Consider the following 19,317-nt stretch of genomic DNA (forward strand, 5'->3'; position numbering starts at 1 on the left):
CGGCTTGGTGTCGGTCAGCAGCCGATCAGCGGCTGTAGACGTTCATGCCCGGGAAGAAGAATGCCACTTCCACGGCAGCGGTTTCAGCGGCGTCCGAGCCGTGCACGGCGTTGGCGTCGATGCTGTCGGCGAAGTCGGCGCGGATGGTGCCCTTCTCGGCCTTCTTCGGGTCGGTGGCGCCCATCAGGTCGCGGTTCTTGGCAATGGCGTTTTCGCCTTCCAGCGCCTGGATCATGACCGGGCCCGACACCATGAAGTCGACCAGGTCCTTGAAGAACGGACGCTCCTTGTGGACAGCGTAGAACTGCTCGGCTTCGCCGCGCGACAGGTGCACCATCTTGGCAGCAACGATCTTCAGGCCGGCGGCCTCGAAACGGGCGTAGATCTGGCCAATCACGTTCTTGGCCACGGCATCCGGCTTGATAATCGACAGGGTGCGTTCGATCGCCATGAAAAACTCCGAAAAATGAAGGGGTTACAAATGGATTAAACGTGCAATTCTAGCACGAAGACTATGACCGTTTCGAGGGTCTTGCAGACCTCCGGACGGGCCCGCCCGCCCCTCGCGCACATGCCTTCAGGGAGTTGCACAAACTGCACATTACAACCTTGTCATCCCTGGAACGCAGCGCCGCCGCTAACATCCAATGTGAGCGGCGTCGAACGGACGTGAGTCAGCGGCAGGTGACGATTGAATTACCGCGCCCTTGCAATCCGGCCTGCCCGATGCCACATTGACGATGGTTCCGTCCGGCTTCCATACGAGTCTTCGCATTTGAGGTCTCGCAACGCCGGCGCCTCACCGTTTTGAGACAGGAGTCACCATGGATAACAAGCTGAACACCTACGGTTTCGGCAACAGTGCGTCGACCGTCACTGACGTCGTCGTTCGCAACCGGGTCTTGCGCAACACTTACTGGCTGCTGGCGCTCTCGATGATCCCCACCGTGCTCGGTGCGTGGATGGGCGTGGCCACCGGCTTCAGCTTCATGGCGGGCAGCCCCGGCCTGTCGCTGATACTGTTCCTGGCGATCGCGTTCGGGTTCTTCTTTGCCATCGAGAAGACCAAGAACAGCAGCATGGGCGTGGTCCTGCTGCTGGCCTTTACCTTCTTCATGGGCCTGATGCTGTCGCGACTGATCAGCGTCACCTTGTCGTTCTCGAACGGCCCGGCATTGATCATGTACGCCTTTGGCGGCACCGCGGCCGTGTTCGGCGCGATGGCATCGATCGCCACCGTCAGCAAGCGTGATTTCTCCGGCCTGGGCAAGTTCCTGTTCGTCGGCGTGATCCTGCTGATCCTGGCCAGCGTGGCCAACATCTGGCTGCAGCTGCCGGCGCTGATGATCACGGTGTCGGTGATCGCGATCGGCATCTTCTCGGCCTACATCCTGTTCGACGTGCAGCGCGTGGTGAACGGCGGCGAGACCAACTACATTACCGCCACGCTGGCGATCTACCTGGACGTGTACAACGTGTTCGCCAACCTGCTGGCCCTGCTGGGCATCTTCGGCGGCAACCGCGAATGACGGCAGTCGCCGCGGCATGAAAAGAGCCGGCCAGTTGGCCGGCTTTTCTTTTGGTCGCTGCGATCAGTCGCGGTCGAACACCGCGATCGATTCCACGTGCGACGTATGCGGGAACATGTTGACCACGCCGGCGCCGCTCAGGCGGTAGCCCGCCTCGTGCACCAGCAGGCCGGCGTCGCGCGCCAGCGTGGCGGGGCTGCACGACACATAGACAATGCGCCGCGGCAGCAAGTCGCTGCCCTGCTGCGCCAGCTCGCCGAGCGCCTTGCATACCGCCAGCGCGCCTTCGCGCGGCGGATCGACCAGCCAGCGGTCGAAGCGGCCCAGCGCGGCAATGTCTTCCGCGGAGACCTCGAACAGGTTGCGGCACGCGAACTCGGTCTTGGCGGCGAGTCCGTTGTATTCCGCATTGGCGAGCGCGCGCGTGGTCAGCGCCTCGCTGCCTTCGATGCCCATCACCGACTTGCCCTGCGTCGCCAGCGGCAGCGTGAAGTTGCCGATGCCGCAGAACAGGTCGAGCAGGCGGTCCTGCGGCTGGGCATCGAGCAGGCGCAGCGCGCGGCCGATCAGCACGCGGTTGATCTGGTGGTTCACCTGGGTGAAGTCGGTCGGCTTGAACGGCATGCGGATGCCGAACTCGGGCAGCGTGTAGGCCAGCTCGGCGTCGGCCGGGTAGAACGGATAGACCGTATCGGGGCCCTTCGGCTGCAGCCAGAACTGCACTTTGTGCGCATCGGCGAAGGCGCGCAGCAGGTCCTTGTCGGCTTCCGTCAGGGGTTCCAGGATGCGCAACACCAGCGCGGTCACTTCCTGGCCCACGGCCAGCTCGATCTGCGGCATGCGCTCGCGGATCGACAGCCCCATCACCAGCTCGCGCAGCGGCACCAGCATCGCCGACACATGCGGCGGCAGGATCTCGCAGCGCGTCATGTCGGCGACGTAGCTGCTCTTGCGCTCATGGAAGCCGACCAGCACCCCGCCCTTCTTGGCCACATGGCGCACCGTCAGCCGCGCGCGGTAGCGATAGCCCCAGTCCGGCCCCGCGATCGGGCGGAACACCACGTCGGGCTTCACCTTGGACAAGTGCCACAGGTTGTCTTCCAGCACGCGCTGCTTGATGGCGAGCTGCGCGCGGGAATCCAGATGCTGCATCGAGCACCCGCCGCAGACGCCAAAGTGCTGGCAGCCCGGCTCGACGCGCATCACCGAGGCTTGTCGCACTTCGCCCAGGTGAGCCTGCTCGTAGCTGGGCTTGCGGCGATAGCTGCGGTAGCTGACGGTCTCGCCGGGCAGCGCGCCCTCGACGAAGATCACCTTGCCGGGCGTGCCATCCTCGTTGACCAGCCGGCCGACGCCGCGCGCTTCCATGTCGAGGCTGTCGATCGTCACCACGGGGTCGTCCGCGGGCGTACCGCCCTGGGCGGCACCACGGCCACGGGAGTTCTTTGCGACGGGGGCAGCACCTTCGACGGCCGCAGCAGCCGGCACGGCCGGCGTTTCTTGTGGGGAGGACACGGCTTGGGACACCAGATAAAACCTGACGTATTGTTTTACGAAAGCGCGATTGTATGCCAGACCGGGCCGGCTCCGTTGGCGTACGTCCGGGCCAACGACGGAGAGCAGGCATGGAACTGATTTCGTGGAACATCCAGTGGGGGCGCGGGGCCGACGGGCGCGTCGACCTGGCGCGGCAGGTACAGACGCTGCGCGCCATGGCCGATGCCGACGTGCTGTGCCTGCAGGAGGTGACGCGCGGCTTTGGCGAACTGCGCGGCGAGCCCGGCGCCGACCAGGTGTCCGAGCTGACCGCTCTGCTGCCCGGCTATCACCTGCTCTATGCGCCGGCGGTCGAGCGGCGTGGCCGCACCGGCGAGCTCAAGCAGTTCGGCAACCTGATCGCCACCCGGCTGCCGGTGCGCGAAGTGTTCCGCCACGCATTGCCCTGGCCGGCGGATCCGGAGGTGGCATCGATGCCGCGGGTGGCGCTGGAAGCCACGGTCGAGGCCGGCAGCGCGCGGCTGCGCGTGATCTGCACCCACCTGGAATATTATTCGGCGACCCAGCGCACGGCGCAGGCCGAAGCCCTGCGCGACTGGCATGCCGAGGCTTGCGCTCACGCCCGCCGCCCCGGCCGCAGCGAGCAGTGGCCGGGCCCGTTCACGCCGGAGCCGCGGCCCGCCGAAGCCATCCTGTGCGGCGACTTCAACAGCAAACCCGACGATATCGCCTATCGACGCATGCTGGAACCGTTCGACGACGGCACTCTGCCCTGGCGCGACGCCTGGCTGCATGCGCACCCCGGCCAGCCGCATGCCCCTACCTGCGCGCTGCACGACAAGGAACAATGGCCCGAGCCGCCCTTTGCCTGCGACTTCATGCTGGTGACCGAGCCGCTCGTTGCCCGCATCCGGCGCTGCGAGGTCAACGCCGACACCGATGCCTCGGACCACCAGCCGATCCTGCTGTCGCTGGACCTCTAGGCCGGTCTAGGCCGGTCCAGGCCGGGCTAGCGGCTGCCGTCGTCAGTCTTCGAGGTCTTCGGCTTCGGGCGTCAGGCGCTGCAGGCGGAAGGCCTGCAGGTATTCCATCCACTGTTCGCCCGGCAGCTCGGCCAGCGATTCCTGGACGAATTCCATCTCGAGGTCGAACTCGCGCGGCGACAGCCCGCCGCGCATCAGCTGGAAGCGGCAGTACATCAGGTAGGTGTTGACGACATCGGTCTCGCAGTAAGCGCGGATCTCGTCGAGCTGCCCGGCCTGGAAGGCCTGCCACACCTTGCTGCCGTCCATCCCCATCTTGCCGGGAAAGCCGCACAGCTTGGCGAGGTCATCGAGCGGGGCGCTGGCGCGCGGCTGGTACATCGCCAGCAGGTCCATCAGGTCCAGGTGCCGCATGTGGTAGCGGCTGATGTAGTTGTTCCACTTGAAGTCGCGGCTGTCCTCGTCGCGGCCCTCGCCCATCTCCCAGTAGCGCGGCGCGGTGATGCCGTTGACCAGGCCGCGGTAGTGCAGCACCGGCAGGTCGAAGCCGCCGCCATTCCACGACACCAGCTGCGGGCTGTAGCGCGCGATCAGTTCATAGAACTTCTGGATCAGCGTGGCCTCGCCGTCCTGCGGCGTGCCGAGCGAGCCGACATGGAACACGGCCGAGCCATCGCGGTGCGTGCGCCGCAGCACGCAGGAAATCGCGGCGACACGCTGCAGGTAGTGCGGGAGGAAATCGCTGCCGGTCTTTTCCCGGCGGGCGGAGAACGCATGCTCGGCGACTTCGGCGTCGCTCATCGCATCGGGATGGTCATGCAAACGGCGCAGGCCGGCGACATCGGGAATGGTCTCGATGTCGAATACCAGCACAGGGGTCATAGAACGGCGTCCTTCCTGACACCTTGCGAAGCGAAATGCCGCTTGAGCTTGACCAGCGCCTCCTGCTGGATCTGCCGCACGCGCTCGCGCGTCAGGCCCATCTCCTCGGCAAGCTCTTCCAGCGTGGCGGGCTCGATGTGGTTGAGGCCGAAGCGGCGCTCGACCACGTAGCGATGCTTTTCCGACAGGCGCGCCAGCCAGAGCTTCATCAGCCCTTCCAGCTCGCGGTGCGCCACCTCCTGGTCGGGGGCGGCGTTGTGCTCGTCGGAGAGGAAATCCAGGAGGCTCGAGCCGGGATCAAGGTCGAACGGCGTATCGAGCGAGGTGGTGTGTTCGTTGAGGGCCAGGACGTCCTGCACTTCGTCCGGCGTCTTGCCCAGGAGGTGGGCGATGTCTTCCAGGCTGGCGTCGCGCCCGTCGGTGCCGCCCTTCTCCAGATGGCGCTTGGCGCGCAGCACCTGGTTGAGTTCGCGGATCACGTGGACCGGCAGGCGGACCGTGCGGGCCTGGTTCATGATGGCGCGCTCGATGCTCTGGCGGATCCACCACGTTGCGTAGGTCGAAAAGCGGAAACCGCGCGACGGATCGAACTTCTCGATCGCGTGCATCAGGCCCAGGTTGCCCTCCTCGATCAGGTCGAGCAGCGGCACGCCGCGATTGAGATAGCCCTTGGCGATGCTGACCACCAGCCGCAGGTTGCGCTCGATCATGACCTGGCGCGCGGCAAAGTCGCCATCCTTGGCCAGCGTGGAGAAATGCAGTTCTTCCGGCGCCGACAGCAGCGGCTTGATGCTGATGCGGTTCAGGTAGTGCTGGACGGTGTCGGCGGCCAGCTCGGTATGCAGCACCGTGCGGAAATCGTCATGCTCGGCGGCGGCGCTTTCGGTGCCGTTTTCCGCGCCGTCTTCGTCCTCGTCTTCCGACTCGTCCTCGTCGTCGTCGCGCAGATGGCGCTCGTTGCGATCATTGTCGTCGCCGAGCAGGTCGGCCTCGCGCAGGCCCACCGAAGCGGAGGTGGCGATGGGCTCGTCGGTCACGGGAAGCATCTCGGCGGCGAGATCGGGCTCGAAGCCCTCTGCATCGGCGTGTTCGTCGGGATGCGCCACACCAGCCTTCACTTCCGGCTGCTTGGGACGGCGAGCCCTGCTGACGGTTCCGGAGGAGACGGTTTTCTGGCGTGGCATGAACCCTCACTGTGGCGGCAGGTACCGCATCGGATCAACCGGTTTTCCGTTCTTGCGAACTTCGAAGTGAAGCTTCACCCGGTCGGTATCACTGTTGCCCATCTCTGCAATCTTCTGGCCTTTTCGGACCGTGGATTGCTCAGCGACGAGCACCTTGTCGTTGTGCCCGTAAGCGGTAAGAAATGTCTCGTTGTGTTTGATGATGACAAGATTCCCGTAGCCGCGCAAGGGGCCTACGTGAATCACCCGACCGTCATCCGCGGCCAGCACCGAATCGCCCTTCTTGCCCGCAATATCGATGCCTTTATTGCCCTTGTCATCGAATTTACCAACCATCTGGCCGGTCGCCGGCCAGCTCAGCTTCATCGAGCCATCCGCCATCGGCGCCGATGCCGGCGCGGTCGCGGCGGGCGCTGCCGCCGGCGCCGAAGCCGCGGCCGCAGGCGTGGCCGGCGGCGGCACCGGCGTGCCGTTCGGACGGGCCTGGTCGATCGGCTGGGCCTGCACCGTGCCCGGCGCCACCGGCATGGTGGCCACGCCAGGCGCAGTGTTGACGTCGGCACCCGGCGGCACGATGCGCAGCAGCTGGCCGACCTCGATCTGGTTCACGTTGGTCAGGTTGTTCCACGCCGCCACATCGCGATACGACTGGCCGTTCTCCAGCGCGATACGGTAAAGGGTATCGCCTCGCTTGACCCGATAGTACCCGGGCGGCGCCGGTTCCAGCGTCGCCGCGGTGGTACCGGAGGTGGAGGTACGGTCCACGACCGGCGCCGGCATCGGCGAATTGGCGCAGGCGGCCAGCAGGGCCGCGAGCGAGGTCGCCGCAAAAAGTTGTCCGGCGCGTGCGAAATTTTGCGATTTCACGATGTTGTGCATAGTTCGACTCAGATGGTGCCCGATTTTAAGGGCACAAAGAAAACGGCTTCAAGCGCGGTTCGGTGAAAGCGATGGCGGTTGCGCCGCTCGATCAGCAGCAGCTGCTGCGTCACGGTCTGGCCGGGCACGCCTGCCGGCGGCATCACCGCGACCGGGGCAATCAGCCGCCCGCCGATGGCCAGTTGCTCCAGCAGCGCCTCGGGCACCTCCATGCCGGCCGCGGCAAGGATGATGGACGAGAACGGCGCGGCCTGCGGCAGGCCCAGCATGCCGTCGCCGTAATGCAGGCGCAGGTTGGGCACGCGCAAGGGCCGCAGGTTCGCCTTGGCCTGTTCGTGCAGCGGCCGGATGCGCTCGATCGAGAAGACTTCGCGCGCCACCTGGGCCAGCACCGCGGCCTGGTAGCCGCAGCCGGTGCCGATCTCGAGCACGCGCTCCAGCGGCGCCTCGGCGCCCAGGCCCTCGCGCAGCAGTTCGATCATGCGCGCCACCACCGATGGCTTGGAGATGGTCTGCTGATGGCCGATCGGCAGCGCCGCGTCTTCATACGCCTGCGACGCCAGTCCCGGCTCGACGAACAGGTGGCGCGGCACCGTGGCGATGGCCGACAGCACGCGCTCGTCGCGGATGCCCGCGGCGCGCAGCCGCGCCGCCAGTGCCACGCGCGCGCGCGCCGAGGCCATGCCGCCTCCGCCCGCGGTGGCCGCCGAGGCGCGCTGCTCGACCGCGCTGGCAGGCACCGGCGCGGGTGCCGGTGCCGCGGTGCGCGGCAGGCGCGGCTTGGCTGGCGTCGCGGGCGGCGGCACGGGCGCGGCCGGACGCGGCGCGCCCACGGCGGGAATGCCGGCGGTGCGCGCGGGCGCGGGCTTGCGCTCGACCACCGCATCCAGCGGCAGCGGGAACTTGTTGCGAGGGGGCGTGGAACTCATCGGGGGCGCGACGCGGCGATTCTGCGGCTCGGGCGGCTCGGGTGGCTTGGGACCGGCGGCCCTACTTCAGCCACTGGTCGAGCGCGTCGAGCTGCCCGCGATGGGTCAGGTCCAGCTGCAACGGCGTGAGCGAGACATAGCCCTGCGCGGTCGCGTGGAAGTCGGTGCCCTCGCTGGCATCGCGCGCGTCGCCGGCCGGGCCGATCCAGTAATTGGTATCGCCGCGCGGATTGACCTGCGTGATTACCGGCTGCGACGGATGGCGCTTGCCCAGACGCGTGGCGCGATAGCCCTGGATATGTTCGAACGGCAGGTTCGGGATATTGACGTTGAGCAGAAACGGCTCGGCCGGCGGCGTGTCGATGATGCGCTCGACCACGGTGCGCGCGACGCGCGCAGCGGCATCGAGGTGTTCCCAGCCCTTGTCGACCTGCGATAAGGCCACCGAGGGAATCCCCAGCAGGTAGCCCTCGATCGCGGCTGCGACGGTGCCGGAGTAGAGCACGTCCTCGCCCATGTTCTGGCCCTGGTTGATGCCGGACACCACCAGGTCGGGTCTTTCGTCGAGCAGCCCGGTCAGCGCGATATGCACGCAGTCCGTGGGCGTGCCGTTGACGAAGCGAAAACCTTTTTGCACGCCTTCGCGCGCCTCGTAGATCGACAGCGGACGCTGCAGGGTCAGGGAATTGGAAGCGCCGCTATGGTTCTGCTCCGGCGCGATGACCGTGATCCGGCCCAGCGGCGCGAGCGCAGCATGCAAAACGGCCAGTCCCGGCGCGAGATAACCGTCGTCGTTGGCGAGAAGGATATGCATGCCGCGATTGTACCTGAGCGCCGGCGCGCAAGCGGCCTGCGCGCCGCCCGATCTGGTCATCTGCGGCGGCCGCACCGGCACTGTATGCAGGCCGCAAATGACCGCCTCCACGGCTTCGGCATGAAACAGAACGACCGTGCTATTCCTGCGCTACACTTGCCCCGCCGGCCCGCGTAAGCTTGACTGGCGCGGCATGCCAACCACACCACCGGAGACAAGATGAAAGCCGTACTGTGCAAAGCCTGGGGTCCGCCCGATTCGCTGACCCTCGAAACCCTGCCCGACCTGGTGCCCGGCAAGGGCGAAGTGGTCATCGACGTCAAGGCGGCCGCGGTCAACTTCCCGGATGTGCTGATCATCCAGAACAAGTACCAGGCCAAGCCCGAGCTGCCGTTCACCCCGGGTTCGGAACTCGCCGGCGTGGTCAACGCGGTGGGCGAAGGCGTCACCCACGTCAAGCCCGGCGACAAGGTCATCGCCTACCTGGGCAATGGCGCTTTCGCCAGCCAGGCCAGGGCGCCGGCGGCGTCGGTGGTGCCGATGCCGCCCGGCATCGACTTCGAGACCGCGGCCGCCTTCACGCTGACCTACGGCACCTCGCACCACGCGGTAATCGACCGCGGCGAGCTCAAGGCCGGCCAGACCATGCTGGTGCTGGGCGCGGCCGGCGGCGTGGGCCTCGCGGCAATCGAGATCGGCAAGGCCATCGGTGCGCGCGTGATCGCGGCGGCGTCGACCGACGAAAAGCTGGAGGTGTGCAAGCAGCATGGCGCCGACGCCTTGATCAACTACAGCACCGAAGACCTGCGCGAGCGCATCAAGGCGCTGACCGACGGCAAGGGTCCGGACGTGATCTACGACCCGGTCGGCGGCATCTATGCCGAGCCGGCGTTCCGCTCGATCGGCTGGCGCGGCCGCTACCTGGTGGTGGGCTTCGCCAACGGCGAGATCCCGAGGCTGCCGCTGAACCTGGCGCTGCTCAAGGGCGCGTCGCTGGTAGGCGTGTTCTGGGGCGATTTCGTGCGGCGCGAGCCCAAGGCCAACCAGGCCAACATGGCGCAGATGCTGGGCTGGATGAAGGAAGGCAAGATTCGCCCGCATATCTCGGCGCGCTATCCGCTGGAGCAGGCTGCGCAGGCGCTCAAGGACATGGAAGCGCGCAAGGTCACGGGCAAGATCGTGATCGTGCCTTGACGGCCGGGCCTCGACGCGTCGGCTGACGCGACGGGACCAGGACATCCCATTGGCCACTTGGGTACTCCCTCTCCCGCGTGCGGGAGAGTGGAGCAAACCCCGCGGCAACGCCTACTTCACAGCTTCTCCGTCTCCCCGCTCTGCGGCTGCCACTTCATCAGCCGCTTCTCGCCGATGCCGACCATCCAGTCCAGCACCAGCGCAAACGCGGTCAGCACCACGATGCCGGCAAACACGGTATTGATATCGAAGGTGCCCTCGGCCTGCAGGATCAGATAACCCACGCCGCGCGCCGAGCCCAGGTATTCGCCCACCACCGCGCCGACGAAGGCCAGGCCCACCGAAGTATGCAGCGACGAGAACACCCAGCTGGTCGCGCTCGGCAGGTAGACATGGCGCAGCAGCTGCTTCTGGCTCGCGCCCAGCATGCGCGCATTGGCCAGCACCACCGGGCTCACTTCCTTGACGCCTTGGTAGACGTTGAAGAAGACGATGAAGAACACCAGCGTCACCGCCAGCGCCACCTTCGACCAGATGCCCAGGCCGAACCAGACCGCGAAGATCGGCGCCAGGATCACGCGCGGCATCGAGTTCATGGCCTTGACGTAGGGATCGAGGATGGCGGAGGTCAGCGGGCTCAGCGCCAGCCACAGGCCGACGCCCAGCCCCGCCACCGTGCCGATGCCGAAGGCCAGCACGGTCTCGATCAGGGTCACGCCCAGGTGCAGGTAGATATCGCGCTCGACGATAAACCAGTTCCAGATGCGTTGCGCCACCATCAGCGGCTCGCCAAAGAAAAACGCGACCTGCTGCGAGCGCGTGGCCACGTGCCACACGCCGAGGATCACCACCAGGACCAGCAGCTGCCAGACGCGCAGCATGCCCTTGGAATCAGTACGGAATGCCATCGGGATTCAGTTCTTGTTTTGAATGGGGACGCAGGGCCGGTCAGGCGACCTTGCGCTGCTGGGCGTAGCCCTTGAGCACTTCCTCGCGCAGCACGTCCCAGATCGCGGCGTGCAGCTCGACAAAGCGCGGGTGGTTGCGGATCTCGGCCACGTCGCGGGGGCGCGGCAGGTCGATCGCGAACTCGCCGATCGGATGCGTGCCGGGGCCGGCCGACAGCACCACCACGCGGTCGCTCATGGCAATGGCTTCGTCCAGGTCGTGGGTGATGAAGAGCACGGCCTTGCGCTTGGCGGCCCACAGCTCCAGCACTTCGTTCTCCATCAGCTGGCGGGTCTGGATGTCGAGCGCGGAGAACGGCTCGTCCATCAGGATGATGTCCGGGTCCAGCACCAGCGTCTGCGCCAGCGCCACGCGCTTGCGCATGCCGCCCGACAGCTGGTGCGGGTAGCGGTCGCCAAACCCGCCCAGGCCCACGCGGCGCAGCCATTCCTCGCCCTGCTGCACCGCCTCGGCGCGCGCCGTGCCGCGGAATTCCAGGCCGGCGACGACGTTGTCGAGCGCGCTGCGCCACGGCATCAGCGCCTCGGTCTGGAACATGTAGCCGGCGCGCCGGTTGATGCCGCGCAGCGGCTCGCCGAACACGCGCACCTCGCCGCTGGAAGGCTCCAGCAGGCCGGCGCCGACATTCAGCAGCGTCGACTTGCCGCAGCCGGTGGGACCCACCACCGATACGAATTCGCCGGGCTGGATCGACAGCGTGACGTCCTTGACCGCGGTATAGCGCTGGCTGCGGTCATCGCGCGAGACAAAGGTACAGGTGACCTGGTCGAGTGAAAGTGCGGGAATGCTCATGATGAACCGTCTCAGACCCGCCGTGGCGCGCACAGCGCGGCGCGGGCGAGTGATGATGGATAAGCCGTCGCTGCCGCAAAGCAAAGGCCCGCTGCGGGCAGCGGGCCGATGGCGTCGACGGCAGGGAAATTACTTGTACTTGGCGTTGGCCTTCTGCACGAAGGCGTTGGTGTAGGTCTCTTCCAGCTTGATCGACTTGCCCTTCAGTTCGGCGTCGAACTGGCCCAGCGCGTTGAGCGCGGTGCGCGGGCCGTCGGCCGGCATGGTGCCGTCCGGCGAGATCGCTTCCTTGACCTTTTCCCAAGCGGCCAGGTACAGCGCGCGGTCGCCCAGCAGGTAGCTTTCCGGCACGGTCTTGACGATGTCGGACGGGCCCGCCTTCTGCAGCCACTTGAGCGCGCGCACCATGGCGTTGGTGAGCGCCTGCGTGGTGTTCGGGTTTTGCTGGATAAACGCCTGCGACGCATACAGGCAGCCCGACGGCATGTTGCCGCCGAACACCGCCTGGGTGTCCTTGAGCGTGCGGGTGTCCGAGGCAATGCGGACCTCGTTCTTCTGCGTCAGCATCGACACCACCGGGTCCAGGTTGGCCATGGCATCGATCTGGCCCGAACGCATCGCCGCCACCGCGCCGGCGCTGGCGCCCACGCCGATGAACGACACGTCCGAGGGCTTCAGGCCGGCCTTGGCCAGCACGAAGTTGGCCATCATGTTGGTCGATGAGCCCGGCGCGGTCACGCCGATCTTCTTGCCCTTCAGGTCGGCGATCGACTTGAAGTTGGGCATGGTCTTGTTCGACACCACCAGCACGATCTGCGGGGCGCGGCCCTGCAAAACGAACTCCTGGTAGCGCTGGCCCTTGGCCTGCAGGTTGATGGTGTGCTCGTAGGCGCCCGAGACCACGTCGGCGCTGCCACCCACCACGGCCTGCAGCGCCTTGGCGCCGCCGGCGAAGTCGACGATCTCGACGTCCAGCCCTTCTTCCTTGAAGTAGCCGAGGCGTTCGGCAATGGTCAGCGGCAAGTAGTAGAACAGGTTCTTGCCGCCCACCGCGATGGTGACCTTGGTCTTCTCGGGCTTGCCCTGTGCCAGGGCATGGCCGAAGGTGAACCAGCCGGCCAGGAACAGCGCCAGCGCGATCAGGAATTGCTTCCAGAATTTCTTGTTATACATGCGAGATCTCCTACCCGTGTGGACTGGCGCCGCGGCAGATGCGCGTGAAGGGGGGCGCGCCGCGGTGCGGCAATTTGCGATGCTACCGGACGGTGCGACGCACCGCATCGGTATCAATACCTAGCAAACCCGCCAGCTTAGCCCCCTTACCTTTCGATCACCTTGCCGCAACGCTGGCGTCATTCGGCGTGGATATCGGCGGACTTGATCACCTTGGCCCAGCGCGCCAGCTCGGCCTTCTGGTATTGCGCCAGCTGCTGCGGGTTCATGTATTTCGCCTCGGCGCCCAGTTCCTCGGCCTTCTTGCGGAAGGCCTCGGTGCGCATGATCTTGTCGATCTCGCCAGTCAGCTTGTCGACCACCGGCTTGGGCGTGCCCGCCGGCGCGTACATCGCAAACCACGACGACACGTCCAGGTCGGGGTAGCCGGCCTCGGGCGCCGACGGCACGTCCTTCAGGCTGGGCAGGCGGGTCTTGCTGGTCACCACCAGCGGGCGCAGCTTGCCGGCGGCGATATGGGCCATCAGCGGCGGCGGCGTGGTGATGGTCAGGTCCACCGAGCCGCCCAGCAGGTCGGTCATGGCCGGGCCGGTGCCCTTGTAGGGCACGTGCGTGATTTTCGTGCCGGCCATCTGGTTCAGCAGCTCGGTCGAGACGTGCTGCAGCGAGCCGTTGCCCGACGAGGCGTAGTTGAGCTTGTCCGGGTTGGCCTTGGCGTAGGCCACCAGTTCCTTCAGCGACTTGACCGGCAGGCTCGGGCGCACCACCAGCACCTGCGGCGCCGACAGGATGTTGGCAACCGGCGCAAAGTCCTTGACCGGGTCCCACGACAGGTTCTTGACCAGCAGCGGCGTGATCACGTGGAAGCCCGAGTACTGCAGCATCAGCGTGTAGCCGTCCGGCTTGGCCCGCGCCACCAGTTGCGCGGCGATGCTGCCGTTGCCGCCGGGACGGTTGTCCACCACCACCGGCTGGCCGAGCGCCTTGGACAGCGGCTCGGCAATCATGCGTGCGGCGAGGTCGGTGGTGCCGCCGGCCGCGGCCGATACCACCAGCGTTACCGGGCGCGCGGGATAGCCGCCCTCCTGCGCCAGTGCCGCCGGGGCGAACCATGCGGTGCCGATGGCGGCCAGCGTCGCGGCCACGGCCTTGCGCCGTGCCGGCATGGCGGGCTGGTGTTGATGGGCTTGCTTCATGAGGGTCTCCGTTTGGTCTTGTGGATACGTTGTTGTGGCGCGCGTGCAGGGCTACGCCTGCCCGGCAAAATGCTCGGCCAGCCAGGCCGGCGCCTGGTGCGTGCGCAGGCGCGGTCCCGCGCTGAGCAGCTGGCTAGGCAGGTCGCGGCAGACCAGTTCCGGCATGCCGGCCACCACGTCGAGCAGCGCGCCGAGGTCGACACCGGTCTGCACGCCCATGCAGTCGAACATGTGGACCAGGTCTTCGGTGCTGACGTTGCCGCTGGCACCGGGCGCATAAGGGCATCCGCCCAGGCCGCCGGCGGCGGCGTCGAAGCGCGTCACGCCGGTCTGCCAGGCGGCCACGGCATTGGCCAGGCCCATGCCGCGGGTGTTGTGCAGGTGGATGGTCAGGCCGGTGGCGGGCAGCGCGGCCTGGAAGGCCTGGCACAGCGCTGCGACCTGGTTCGGATAGGCCATGCCGGTGGTGTCGCACAGCGTGATGCCGGCCGCGCCGGCGTCGGCGAAGGCACTGGCCAGCGCCATTACCTCGGCGACATCGACTTCGCCCTCGAACGGGCAGCCGAATACCGTCGACAGCGACACGTTGACCGGCACGCCGGCCGCACCCGCCTCGGCAATCATCGCCAGCAGCTGCTGCCGCGACTGCGCGCGCGTCATGCGCAGGTTGGCGCGGTTGTGGGTCTCGCTGGCCGACATCACCAGGTTGACCTCGTCGGGCCGGCACGACAGCGCGCGCTCGAGCCCGCGCAGGTTGGGCACCAGCGCGGTGTAGCGCACGCCCGGCTGGCGCCGCATGCGGTGCATCAGCGCCTCGGCGTCGGCCAGCGCGGGAATGGCGCGCGCCGAGGTGAACGAGGTGGCCTCGATGCGCGCGAAGCCGCAGGCCGAAAGCGCATCGACAAAGGCCACCTTGGCGTCGGTCGGCACCACCACCGGCTCGATCTGCAGGCCATCGCGCGGCGCGACTTCATTGATCTCGACGCGGGCCGGGCCGCGCAACGGGTTGGCGGCGGCGCTCATGCGATCACCTTGCGCGCGCGCAGGTCGGCAATGGCAGCGTCGTCGAAGCCGGCCTGCTTCAGCACCGCATCGGTATGCTCGCCCAGCGCCGGCGCGCGGTCATGGATGGCTCCTGGGCTGGCCGACAGCTTCGGCACCACCCCCGGCACTTCGACGGTCAGGCCGCCGGCCGAGGTCACCGACTCGATCACGCCGCGGGCGCGGTAGTGCGGGTCTTCGGCGATGTCCTTGACGGTATAGATGCGGCCCGACGGCACCTGCGCGTCGCGCAGCACCGCCAGCACCGACTCCACCGTCTGCGTGCGGGTCCAGTCGGCGATCGCGGCGTCGATCTCGTCGACGCGCGCGACGCGGCCGTCGTTGCGCTCCAGCGCGGGATCGTCGGCCAGGTCGGCGCGGCCGATGGCAAGCATCATGCGCTTGAAGATGGCGTCGCCGTTGGCCGCCACCAGCACGTATTCGCCGCTGGCGCAGGGATAGGCGTTGGACGGCGCGATCCCCGGCAGCGCGCCGCCGGCGGGCTGGCGCACCGCGCCGAAAGCCGAGTATTCCGGCAGCAGGCTCTCGCTCAGGTTGAACAGCGACTCGTACAGCGCCACGTCGATCACCTGCCCTTCGCCGCCGCGCGCATCGCGCTGGTACAGCGCCAGCAGCACGCCCATCGCGCCATGCAGCCCGGCGATGGTGTCGCCCAGCGACAGGCCGGCGCGCACCGGCGCGCGGCCGGGCTCGCCGGTCAGGTGGCGCAGGCCGGCCATGGCCTCGGCCACCGCGGCAAAGCCGGGCTCGTCCTTCTTCGGGCCGGTCTGGCCGTAGCCCGACACGCGCAGCATGATCAGGCGCGGGTTGTCGGCATGCAGCACGTCCCAGCCCAGGCCCCACTTCTCCATGGTGCCGGGGCGGAAATTCTCGATCAGCACATCGGCCTCGGCGGCCAGCTTGCGCACCAGCGCCTGCCCTTCCGGCTGGCGCAGGTCGATGCAGACCGATTCCTTGTTGCGCGACTGCGCCTCCCACCACACCGAGGTGCCTTCATGCAGCATGCGCCATTTGCGCAGCGGGTCGCCCTGCCCGGGCGGCTCCACCTTGATGATGTGGGCGCCAAAGTCAGCCAGGGTCTTGGCGGCAAAGGGGCCGGCGATGAGTTGTCCGAGTTCGAGGACGCGAATGCCCTCCAGGATCTGTTGCGCCATGGGTGTCTCCGTGCGTTGCGGCAGTCTTGTTGCAGTGCGGCAACACCATTGACTGGCATGCCATACATTGCGTTCGGACGGAGTTTGCCCCAGCGCGGGGCTGGCCAGGAATCGGCAATCGGAGAAGCGGGCTTTCTCGGAACGCGAAAGGCTGCGTCGAGCTACCGCACGGACGCCCTAGAACGGCGCCCGGTCCCCGCACAGGTGGGTGATCAGCAGCCGCGCCGAGACCGTCAGGCCGGCCGGGTCGCGCAGCCCGATCAGCAGCGAGCGGCGCGCCCAGGCATCCTGCAGGGTCACCAGCGACAGCCCCATCGACTTGACGTGCGGCTCGGCCGCGATGCGCGGCAGCACGCCCACGCCCAGCCCGGCCATCACCATGCGGCACATGGCGTCGAAGCTGCGCACCTGGATGCGCAGCCGGAACGGCCGGTCCAGCCGGCTGCTCTCTTCCAGCAGGCGCGCGGCCAGCGAGGTTTCCTGCGGCAGGCTGACGAAATCGAATTCCAGCGTATCGGCATAGCGCACCGGCCCGCGCGCGGCGAGCGGATGGTTGGGCGGGGTGATGATAACCAGCTCGTCCTGGCGGTATTCGACCGTCATCAGCCCCGCCGCCGGAGTACGGTCGGCAAAGATCCCGACGTCGGCGCGGTTCTCGACCAGCGCGGCAACGATGTCGCGCGAGTTCTGCTCTTCCAGCTCGATGCGGATGGTCGGGTGGCGCTGCATGAACGAGGCCAGGTCATCGGGCAGGAACTGCGTGATCGCCGAGGTGTTGGCGCACACGCGCACCTGCCCGCGCACGCCCGAAGCATAGTCCGACATCACGCCGGCCATGCGCTCGACATCCTGCAGGATGGTCAGCGCATGGTGGAAGCAGGCCTGGCCGGCCTCGGTCAGCTGCACGCCGGCGGCATGGCGAAAGAACAGCGGCGCGCCGACCGCGGTCTCCAGGTCAGAAATGCGCTTGCTCGCGGCCGCCACGGCCAGGTGCGACTGGCGCGCGCCGGCCGAGATGCTGCCCTGCCGGGCCACGGCAACGAACAAGCCAAGCGTGACGAGATCGAAGCGGGCCAGGTTCATGGGGCGGACAGGAAATGGAGGCGGAGCGCGCCGGTGGCGGTGGCCGCGGCAGCCACGCCAGGCGGCGCGACGGCGCTCAGAGGTTGCGGCGATCCATCACCGCGCGGGCGATGGTGCCGGCATCGACATACTCCAGCTCGCCCCCCACCGGTACGCCGCGCGCCAGGCGCGACACCCTGAGGCCGCGCGCCTTGAGCATCTCGCCGATGTAGTGCGCGGTGGCCTCGCCTTCGCTGGTGAAATTGGTGGCGACGATGACCTCGCCGACCGGGCCGCCCAGCTCGGGCTCGGTGGCGCGCGCCAGCAGCCGGTCCAGGTGGATCTCGCGCGGACCGATGCCGTCCAGCGGCGAGAGCCGGCCCATCAGCACGAAATACTTGCCGCGGTAGGTCAGGGTCTGCTCGATCATGACCTGGTCGGCCGGCGTTTCCACCACGCACAGCACCGAGGCGTCGCGGCGGTCGTCCAGGCAGGTCTCGCAGATCTCCTGCTCGGTGAAGGTATTGCAGCGCTGGCAGTGGCGGATATGGTCCGCCGCGCCGCGCAGCGCATCGCCAAGCTTGCGCGCGCCCTCGCGGTCGTGCTGCAGCAGGTGGTAGGCCATGCGCTGGGCGGACTTGGGCCCGACGCCGGGCAGCACCCGCAGCGCCTCGACCAGCGCCTGCAGCGAAGTCGGCGACGACGCTTTCACAATGGCCTTAGAACGGCAGCTTGAAGCCCGGGGGCAGCGGCAGGCCCGAGGTCATCGAGCCCATCTTTTCCTGCGTGGTGGCCTCGGCCTTGCGCACGGCATCGTTGAAGGCCGCGGCGACCAGGTCTTCCAGCAGGTCCTTGTCCTCGCCCTCGGCCAGCAGGCTGGGGTCGATGGTGACGCGCTTGACGTCGTTCTTGCAGGTCATCACCACCTTGACGAGACCGGCGCCGGACTGGCCCTCGACCTCGATCAGGGCCAGCTGCTCCTGCATCTTCTTCATGTTTTCCTGCATCTGCTGGGCCTGCTTCATCAGCCCGGCGAGTTGACCTTTCATCATGATGGAATGCTCCTGGATTCGGTAAGAGTTCGGTGACGGAAATTCAGTAACGCCAGCCGCCGCTCAGGCGGCGCGCGGCTGGATCGAGCCTGGCACGATCTGGCCGCCGAAGTCGCGCAGCAGCCCCTGCACGAAAGGATCGGCCTCGATCGCGGCCTCGGCCTGGCGCTGGCGTTCGGCACGGGCCTCGGCATCGGCGGCGGCGGCGGTGACCGTGACCCCGCCGACTTCGCAGAGCACGCGCACCGGCTCGCCGAAGTGGTCGGACAGCGCCTGTTGCAGCCGGTCGGCGACGCCGTTTTCGCCCAGCGCCGCGACCGGGATGCGCACATGGAAGGTTCGCCCGACCACCTGCGTCAGCTCGCTCTGGTAAGCCAGTTGCTGCGCCAGGCCCTTCAGCGGCAGGCCGGCCGCCAGCACCGGCCATGCGCCGGTGAACACCGGCGGGGTGCCGTCCTCGCCCGCGGCGGGCGGGCGCGGCGCGACGAATTTGGCGGACTCTGCCGGCGGCGACGGCACGGCAGCGGCCTCGCGCGCCGGCCCGGCCTCGCGAGCCGGGGCCGACGCCGGGCGGGCAGCACCGTGGCGCGGTGCCGCGGCGCGCGCTGCGGGTTCGCTGAAACCGTAGTCGTTGTAGCCCGGATCGCTATCATAGGGCCCGATCACCGGCAGGTCGGGCGGCAGCTCTTCCCACGGCGGCACATCGCTGCCGCCGGCAACTTCCCATGGCGGCACGGATTCTTGCTGCGGTTTGGCAGCCACGGGGCGTGCCGCGGACGCTGCCGCCGGTGCGGGCGGCTGCGGCGCCGCCGGCCGCGAAACAGGGGCCGCTGCCGGGGCCGGTGCCGGTGCCGCAGCGGGACGGCTCGCGGCTACGGCCGCGGGGGCGCGCAACGGTTGCGCCGGCGGCCGCTGCGCAGCGGCCGGCGCGGCGGGCATGGCCGGTGCCGGCGCCTTGCGGGCGCC

The 19,317-nt window shown here is 67.9% G+C and carries 19 protein-coding genes and 1 pseudogene; 3 read left to right on the forward strand and 17 right to left on the reverse strand.

The window, feature by feature from the left end; genetic code table 11:
- Positions 1 to 25: 25 nt before the first annotated feature.
- On the reverse strand, positions 26 to 451 hold the full coding sequence (gene ndk / locus U9J39_RS09480) for a nucleoside-diphosphate kinase (RefSeq protein WP_012353167.1): 426 nt from the start codon (positions 449 to 451) through the stop codon (positions 26 to 28).
- Between the two features lie 373 nt (positions 452 to 824).
- Between ndk and U9J39_RS09485 the strand changes: the two genes are divergently transcribed.
- The gene (locus tag U9J39_RS09485) at positions 825 to 1,529 is read left to right on the forward strand and encodes a Bax inhibitor-1/YccA family protein (RefSeq protein WP_326346961.1); all 705 of its coding nucleotides are present in this window, start codon (positions 825 to 827) and stop codon (positions 1,527 to 1,529) included.
- 63 nt (positions 1,530 to 1,592) lie between these two features.
- Here U9J39_RS09485 and rlmD read toward each other — a convergent pair whose 3' ends face one another.
- On the reverse strand, positions 1,593 to 2,921 hold the full coding sequence (rlmD, locus tag U9J39_RS09490; protein WP_115710007.1) for a 23S rRNA (uracil(1939)-C(5))-methyltransferase RlmD: 1,329 nt from the start codon (positions 2,919 to 2,921) through the stop codon (positions 1,593 to 1,595).
- A gap of 233 nt (positions 2,922 to 3,154) precedes the next feature.
- On the opposite strand from rlmD, the gene U9J39_RS09495 reads away from it, so the two are divergent.
- Positions 3,155 to 4,009 carry an endonuclease/exonuclease/phosphatase family protein gene (locus U9J39_RS09495; RefSeq protein ID WP_326346962.1) on the forward strand — a complete coding sequence of 285 codons (855 nt, stop codon included), beginning with the start codon at positions 3,155 to 3,157 and terminating at the stop codon, positions 4,007 to 4,009.
- Positions 4,010 to 4,051: 42 nt separating this feature from the next.
- On the opposite strand, the gene U9J39_RS09500 is transcribed toward U9J39_RS09495, so the two are convergent.
- The 5 genes from U9J39_RS09500 to surE all read right to left on the reverse strand — a co-directional run bounded on the left by U9J39_RS09500 (position 4,052) and on the right by surE (position 8,697).
- Positions 4,052 to 4,891 carry a 3'-5' exonuclease gene (locus tag U9J39_RS09500; protein ID WP_018007781.1) on the reverse strand — a complete coding sequence of 280 codons (840 nt, stop codon included), beginning with the start codon at positions 4,889 to 4,891 and terminating at the stop codon, positions 4,052 to 4,054.
- Positions 4,888 to 6,075: an RNA polymerase sigma factor RpoS gene (rpoS, locus tag U9J39_RS09505; protein WP_115680535.1), complete on the reverse strand. Its 1,188-nt coding sequence runs from the start codon at positions 6,073 to 6,075 to the stop codon at positions 4,888 to 4,890. The genes U9J39_RS09500 and rpoS overlap by 4 nt, the downstream gene beginning before the upstream one ends.
- A gap of 6 nt (positions 6,076 to 6,081) precedes the next feature.
- A complete protein-coding gene (locus U9J39_RS09510; RefSeq protein WP_115680536.1) occupies positions 6,082 to 6,954 on the reverse strand; it encodes a peptidoglycan DD-metalloendopeptidase family protein in 873 nt (290 codons plus the stop codon).
- Between the two features lie 8 nt (positions 6,955 to 6,962).
- Positions 6,963 to 7,883 (reverse strand): protein-L-isoaspartate(D-aspartate) O-methyltransferase, encoded by a 921-nt coding sequence (locus U9J39_RS09515; RefSeq protein ID WP_115680537.1) that lies wholly within the window; start codon positions 7,881 to 7,883, stop codon positions 6,963 to 6,965.
- Between the two features lie 61 nt (positions 7,884 to 7,944).
- Positions 7,945 to 8,697 (reverse strand): 5'/3'-nucleotidase SurE, encoded by a 753-nt coding sequence (gene surE / locus U9J39_RS09520; protein WP_326346963.1) that lies wholly within the window; start codon positions 8,695 to 8,697, stop codon positions 7,945 to 7,947.
- A 219-nt stretch (positions 8,698 to 8,916) separates the two neighbouring features.
- Here surE and U9J39_RS09525 point away from each other — a divergent pair, with 219 nt between their 5' ends.
- Complete coding sequence (locus tag U9J39_RS09525; protein WP_111517704.1) at positions 8,917 to 9,891, forward strand: NADPH:quinone oxidoreductase family protein; 975 nt, start codon at positions 8,917 to 8,919, stop codon at positions 9,889 to 9,891.
- 116 nt (positions 9,892 to 10,007) lie between these two features.
- Here the strand turns inward: U9J39_RS09525 and U9J39_RS09530 are convergent, their stop codons facing one another.
- The 10 genes and pseudogenes from U9J39_RS09530 to U9J39_RS09575 form a co-directional block, all read right to left on the reverse strand.
- A complete protein-coding gene (locus tag U9J39_RS09530; RefSeq protein WP_115680539.1) occupies positions 10,008 to 10,799 on the reverse strand; it encodes an ABC transporter permease in 792 nt (263 codons plus the stop codon).
- Positions 10,800 to 10,839: 40 nt separating this feature from the next.
- Positions 10,840 to 11,652: an ABC transporter ATP-binding protein gene (locus tag U9J39_RS09535; protein WP_018007788.1), complete on the reverse strand. Its 813-nt coding sequence runs from the start codon at positions 11,650 to 11,652 to the stop codon at positions 10,840 to 10,842.
- Positions 11,653 to 11,781: 129 nt separating this feature from the next.
- Positions 11,782 to 12,825, reverse strand: coding sequence for an ABC transporter substrate-binding protein (locus U9J39_RS09540; protein ID WP_115710014.1), 1,044 nt, complete (start codon positions 12,823 to 12,825; stop codon positions 11,782 to 11,784).
- A 179-nt stretch (positions 12,826 to 13,004) separates the two neighbouring features.
- On the reverse strand, positions 13,005 to 14,021 hold the full coding sequence (locus tag U9J39_RS09545; RefSeq protein ID WP_115710016.1) for a Bug family tripartite tricarboxylate transporter substrate binding protein: 1,017 nt from the start codon (positions 14,019 to 14,021) through the stop codon (positions 13,005 to 13,007).
- Between the two features lie 51 nt (positions 14,022 to 14,072).
- Entirely contained in the window at positions 14,073 to 15,044 is a 972-nt protein-coding gene (locus tag U9J39_RS09550) for a hydroxymethylglutaryl-CoA lyase (protein ID WP_326346964.1), read from the reverse strand.
- Positions 15,041 to 16,237 carry a CaiB/BaiF CoA transferase family protein gene (locus tag U9J39_RS09555; RefSeq protein WP_115710020.1) on the reverse strand — a complete coding sequence of 399 codons (1,197 nt, stop codon included), beginning with the start codon at positions 16,235 to 16,237 and terminating at the stop codon, positions 15,041 to 15,043. Before U9J39_RS09555 ends, U9J39_RS09550 begins: the two co-directional genes overlap by 4 nt.
- Positions 16,238 to 16,414: 177 nt before the next feature.
- Positions 16,415 to 17,320 (reverse strand): LysR substrate-binding domain-containing protein, encoded by a 906-nt coding sequence (locus tag U9J39_RS09560; RefSeq protein ID WP_115680544.1) that lies wholly within the window; start codon positions 17,318 to 17,320, stop codon positions 16,415 to 16,417.
- A 76-nt stretch (positions 17,321 to 17,396) separates the two neighbouring features.
- Positions 17,397 to 18,011 (reverse strand): recombination mediator RecR, encoded by a 615-nt coding sequence (gene recR, locus U9J39_RS09565; protein WP_115680545.1) that lies wholly within the window; start codon positions 18,009 to 18,011, stop codon positions 17,397 to 17,399.
- Between the two features lie 7 nt (positions 18,012 to 18,018).
- Positions 18,019 to 18,351, reverse strand: a complete 333-nt coding sequence (locus U9J39_RS09570) for a YbaB/EbfC family nucleoid-associated protein (protein WP_062800650.1) — start codon at positions 18,349 to 18,351, stop codon at positions 18,019 to 18,021.
- A gap of 63 nt (positions 18,352 to 18,414) precedes the next feature.
- Positions 18,415 to 19,317, reverse strand: a pseudogene (locus U9J39_RS09575) (DNA polymerase III subunit gamma/tau); the annotation flags it as partial.

It is taken from the genome of Cupriavidus sp. SS-3, assembly GCF_035818815.1.
Lineage (GTDB): Bacteria > Pseudomonadota > Gammaproteobacteria > Burkholderiales > Burkholderiaceae > Cupriavidus > Cupriavidus taiwanensis_C.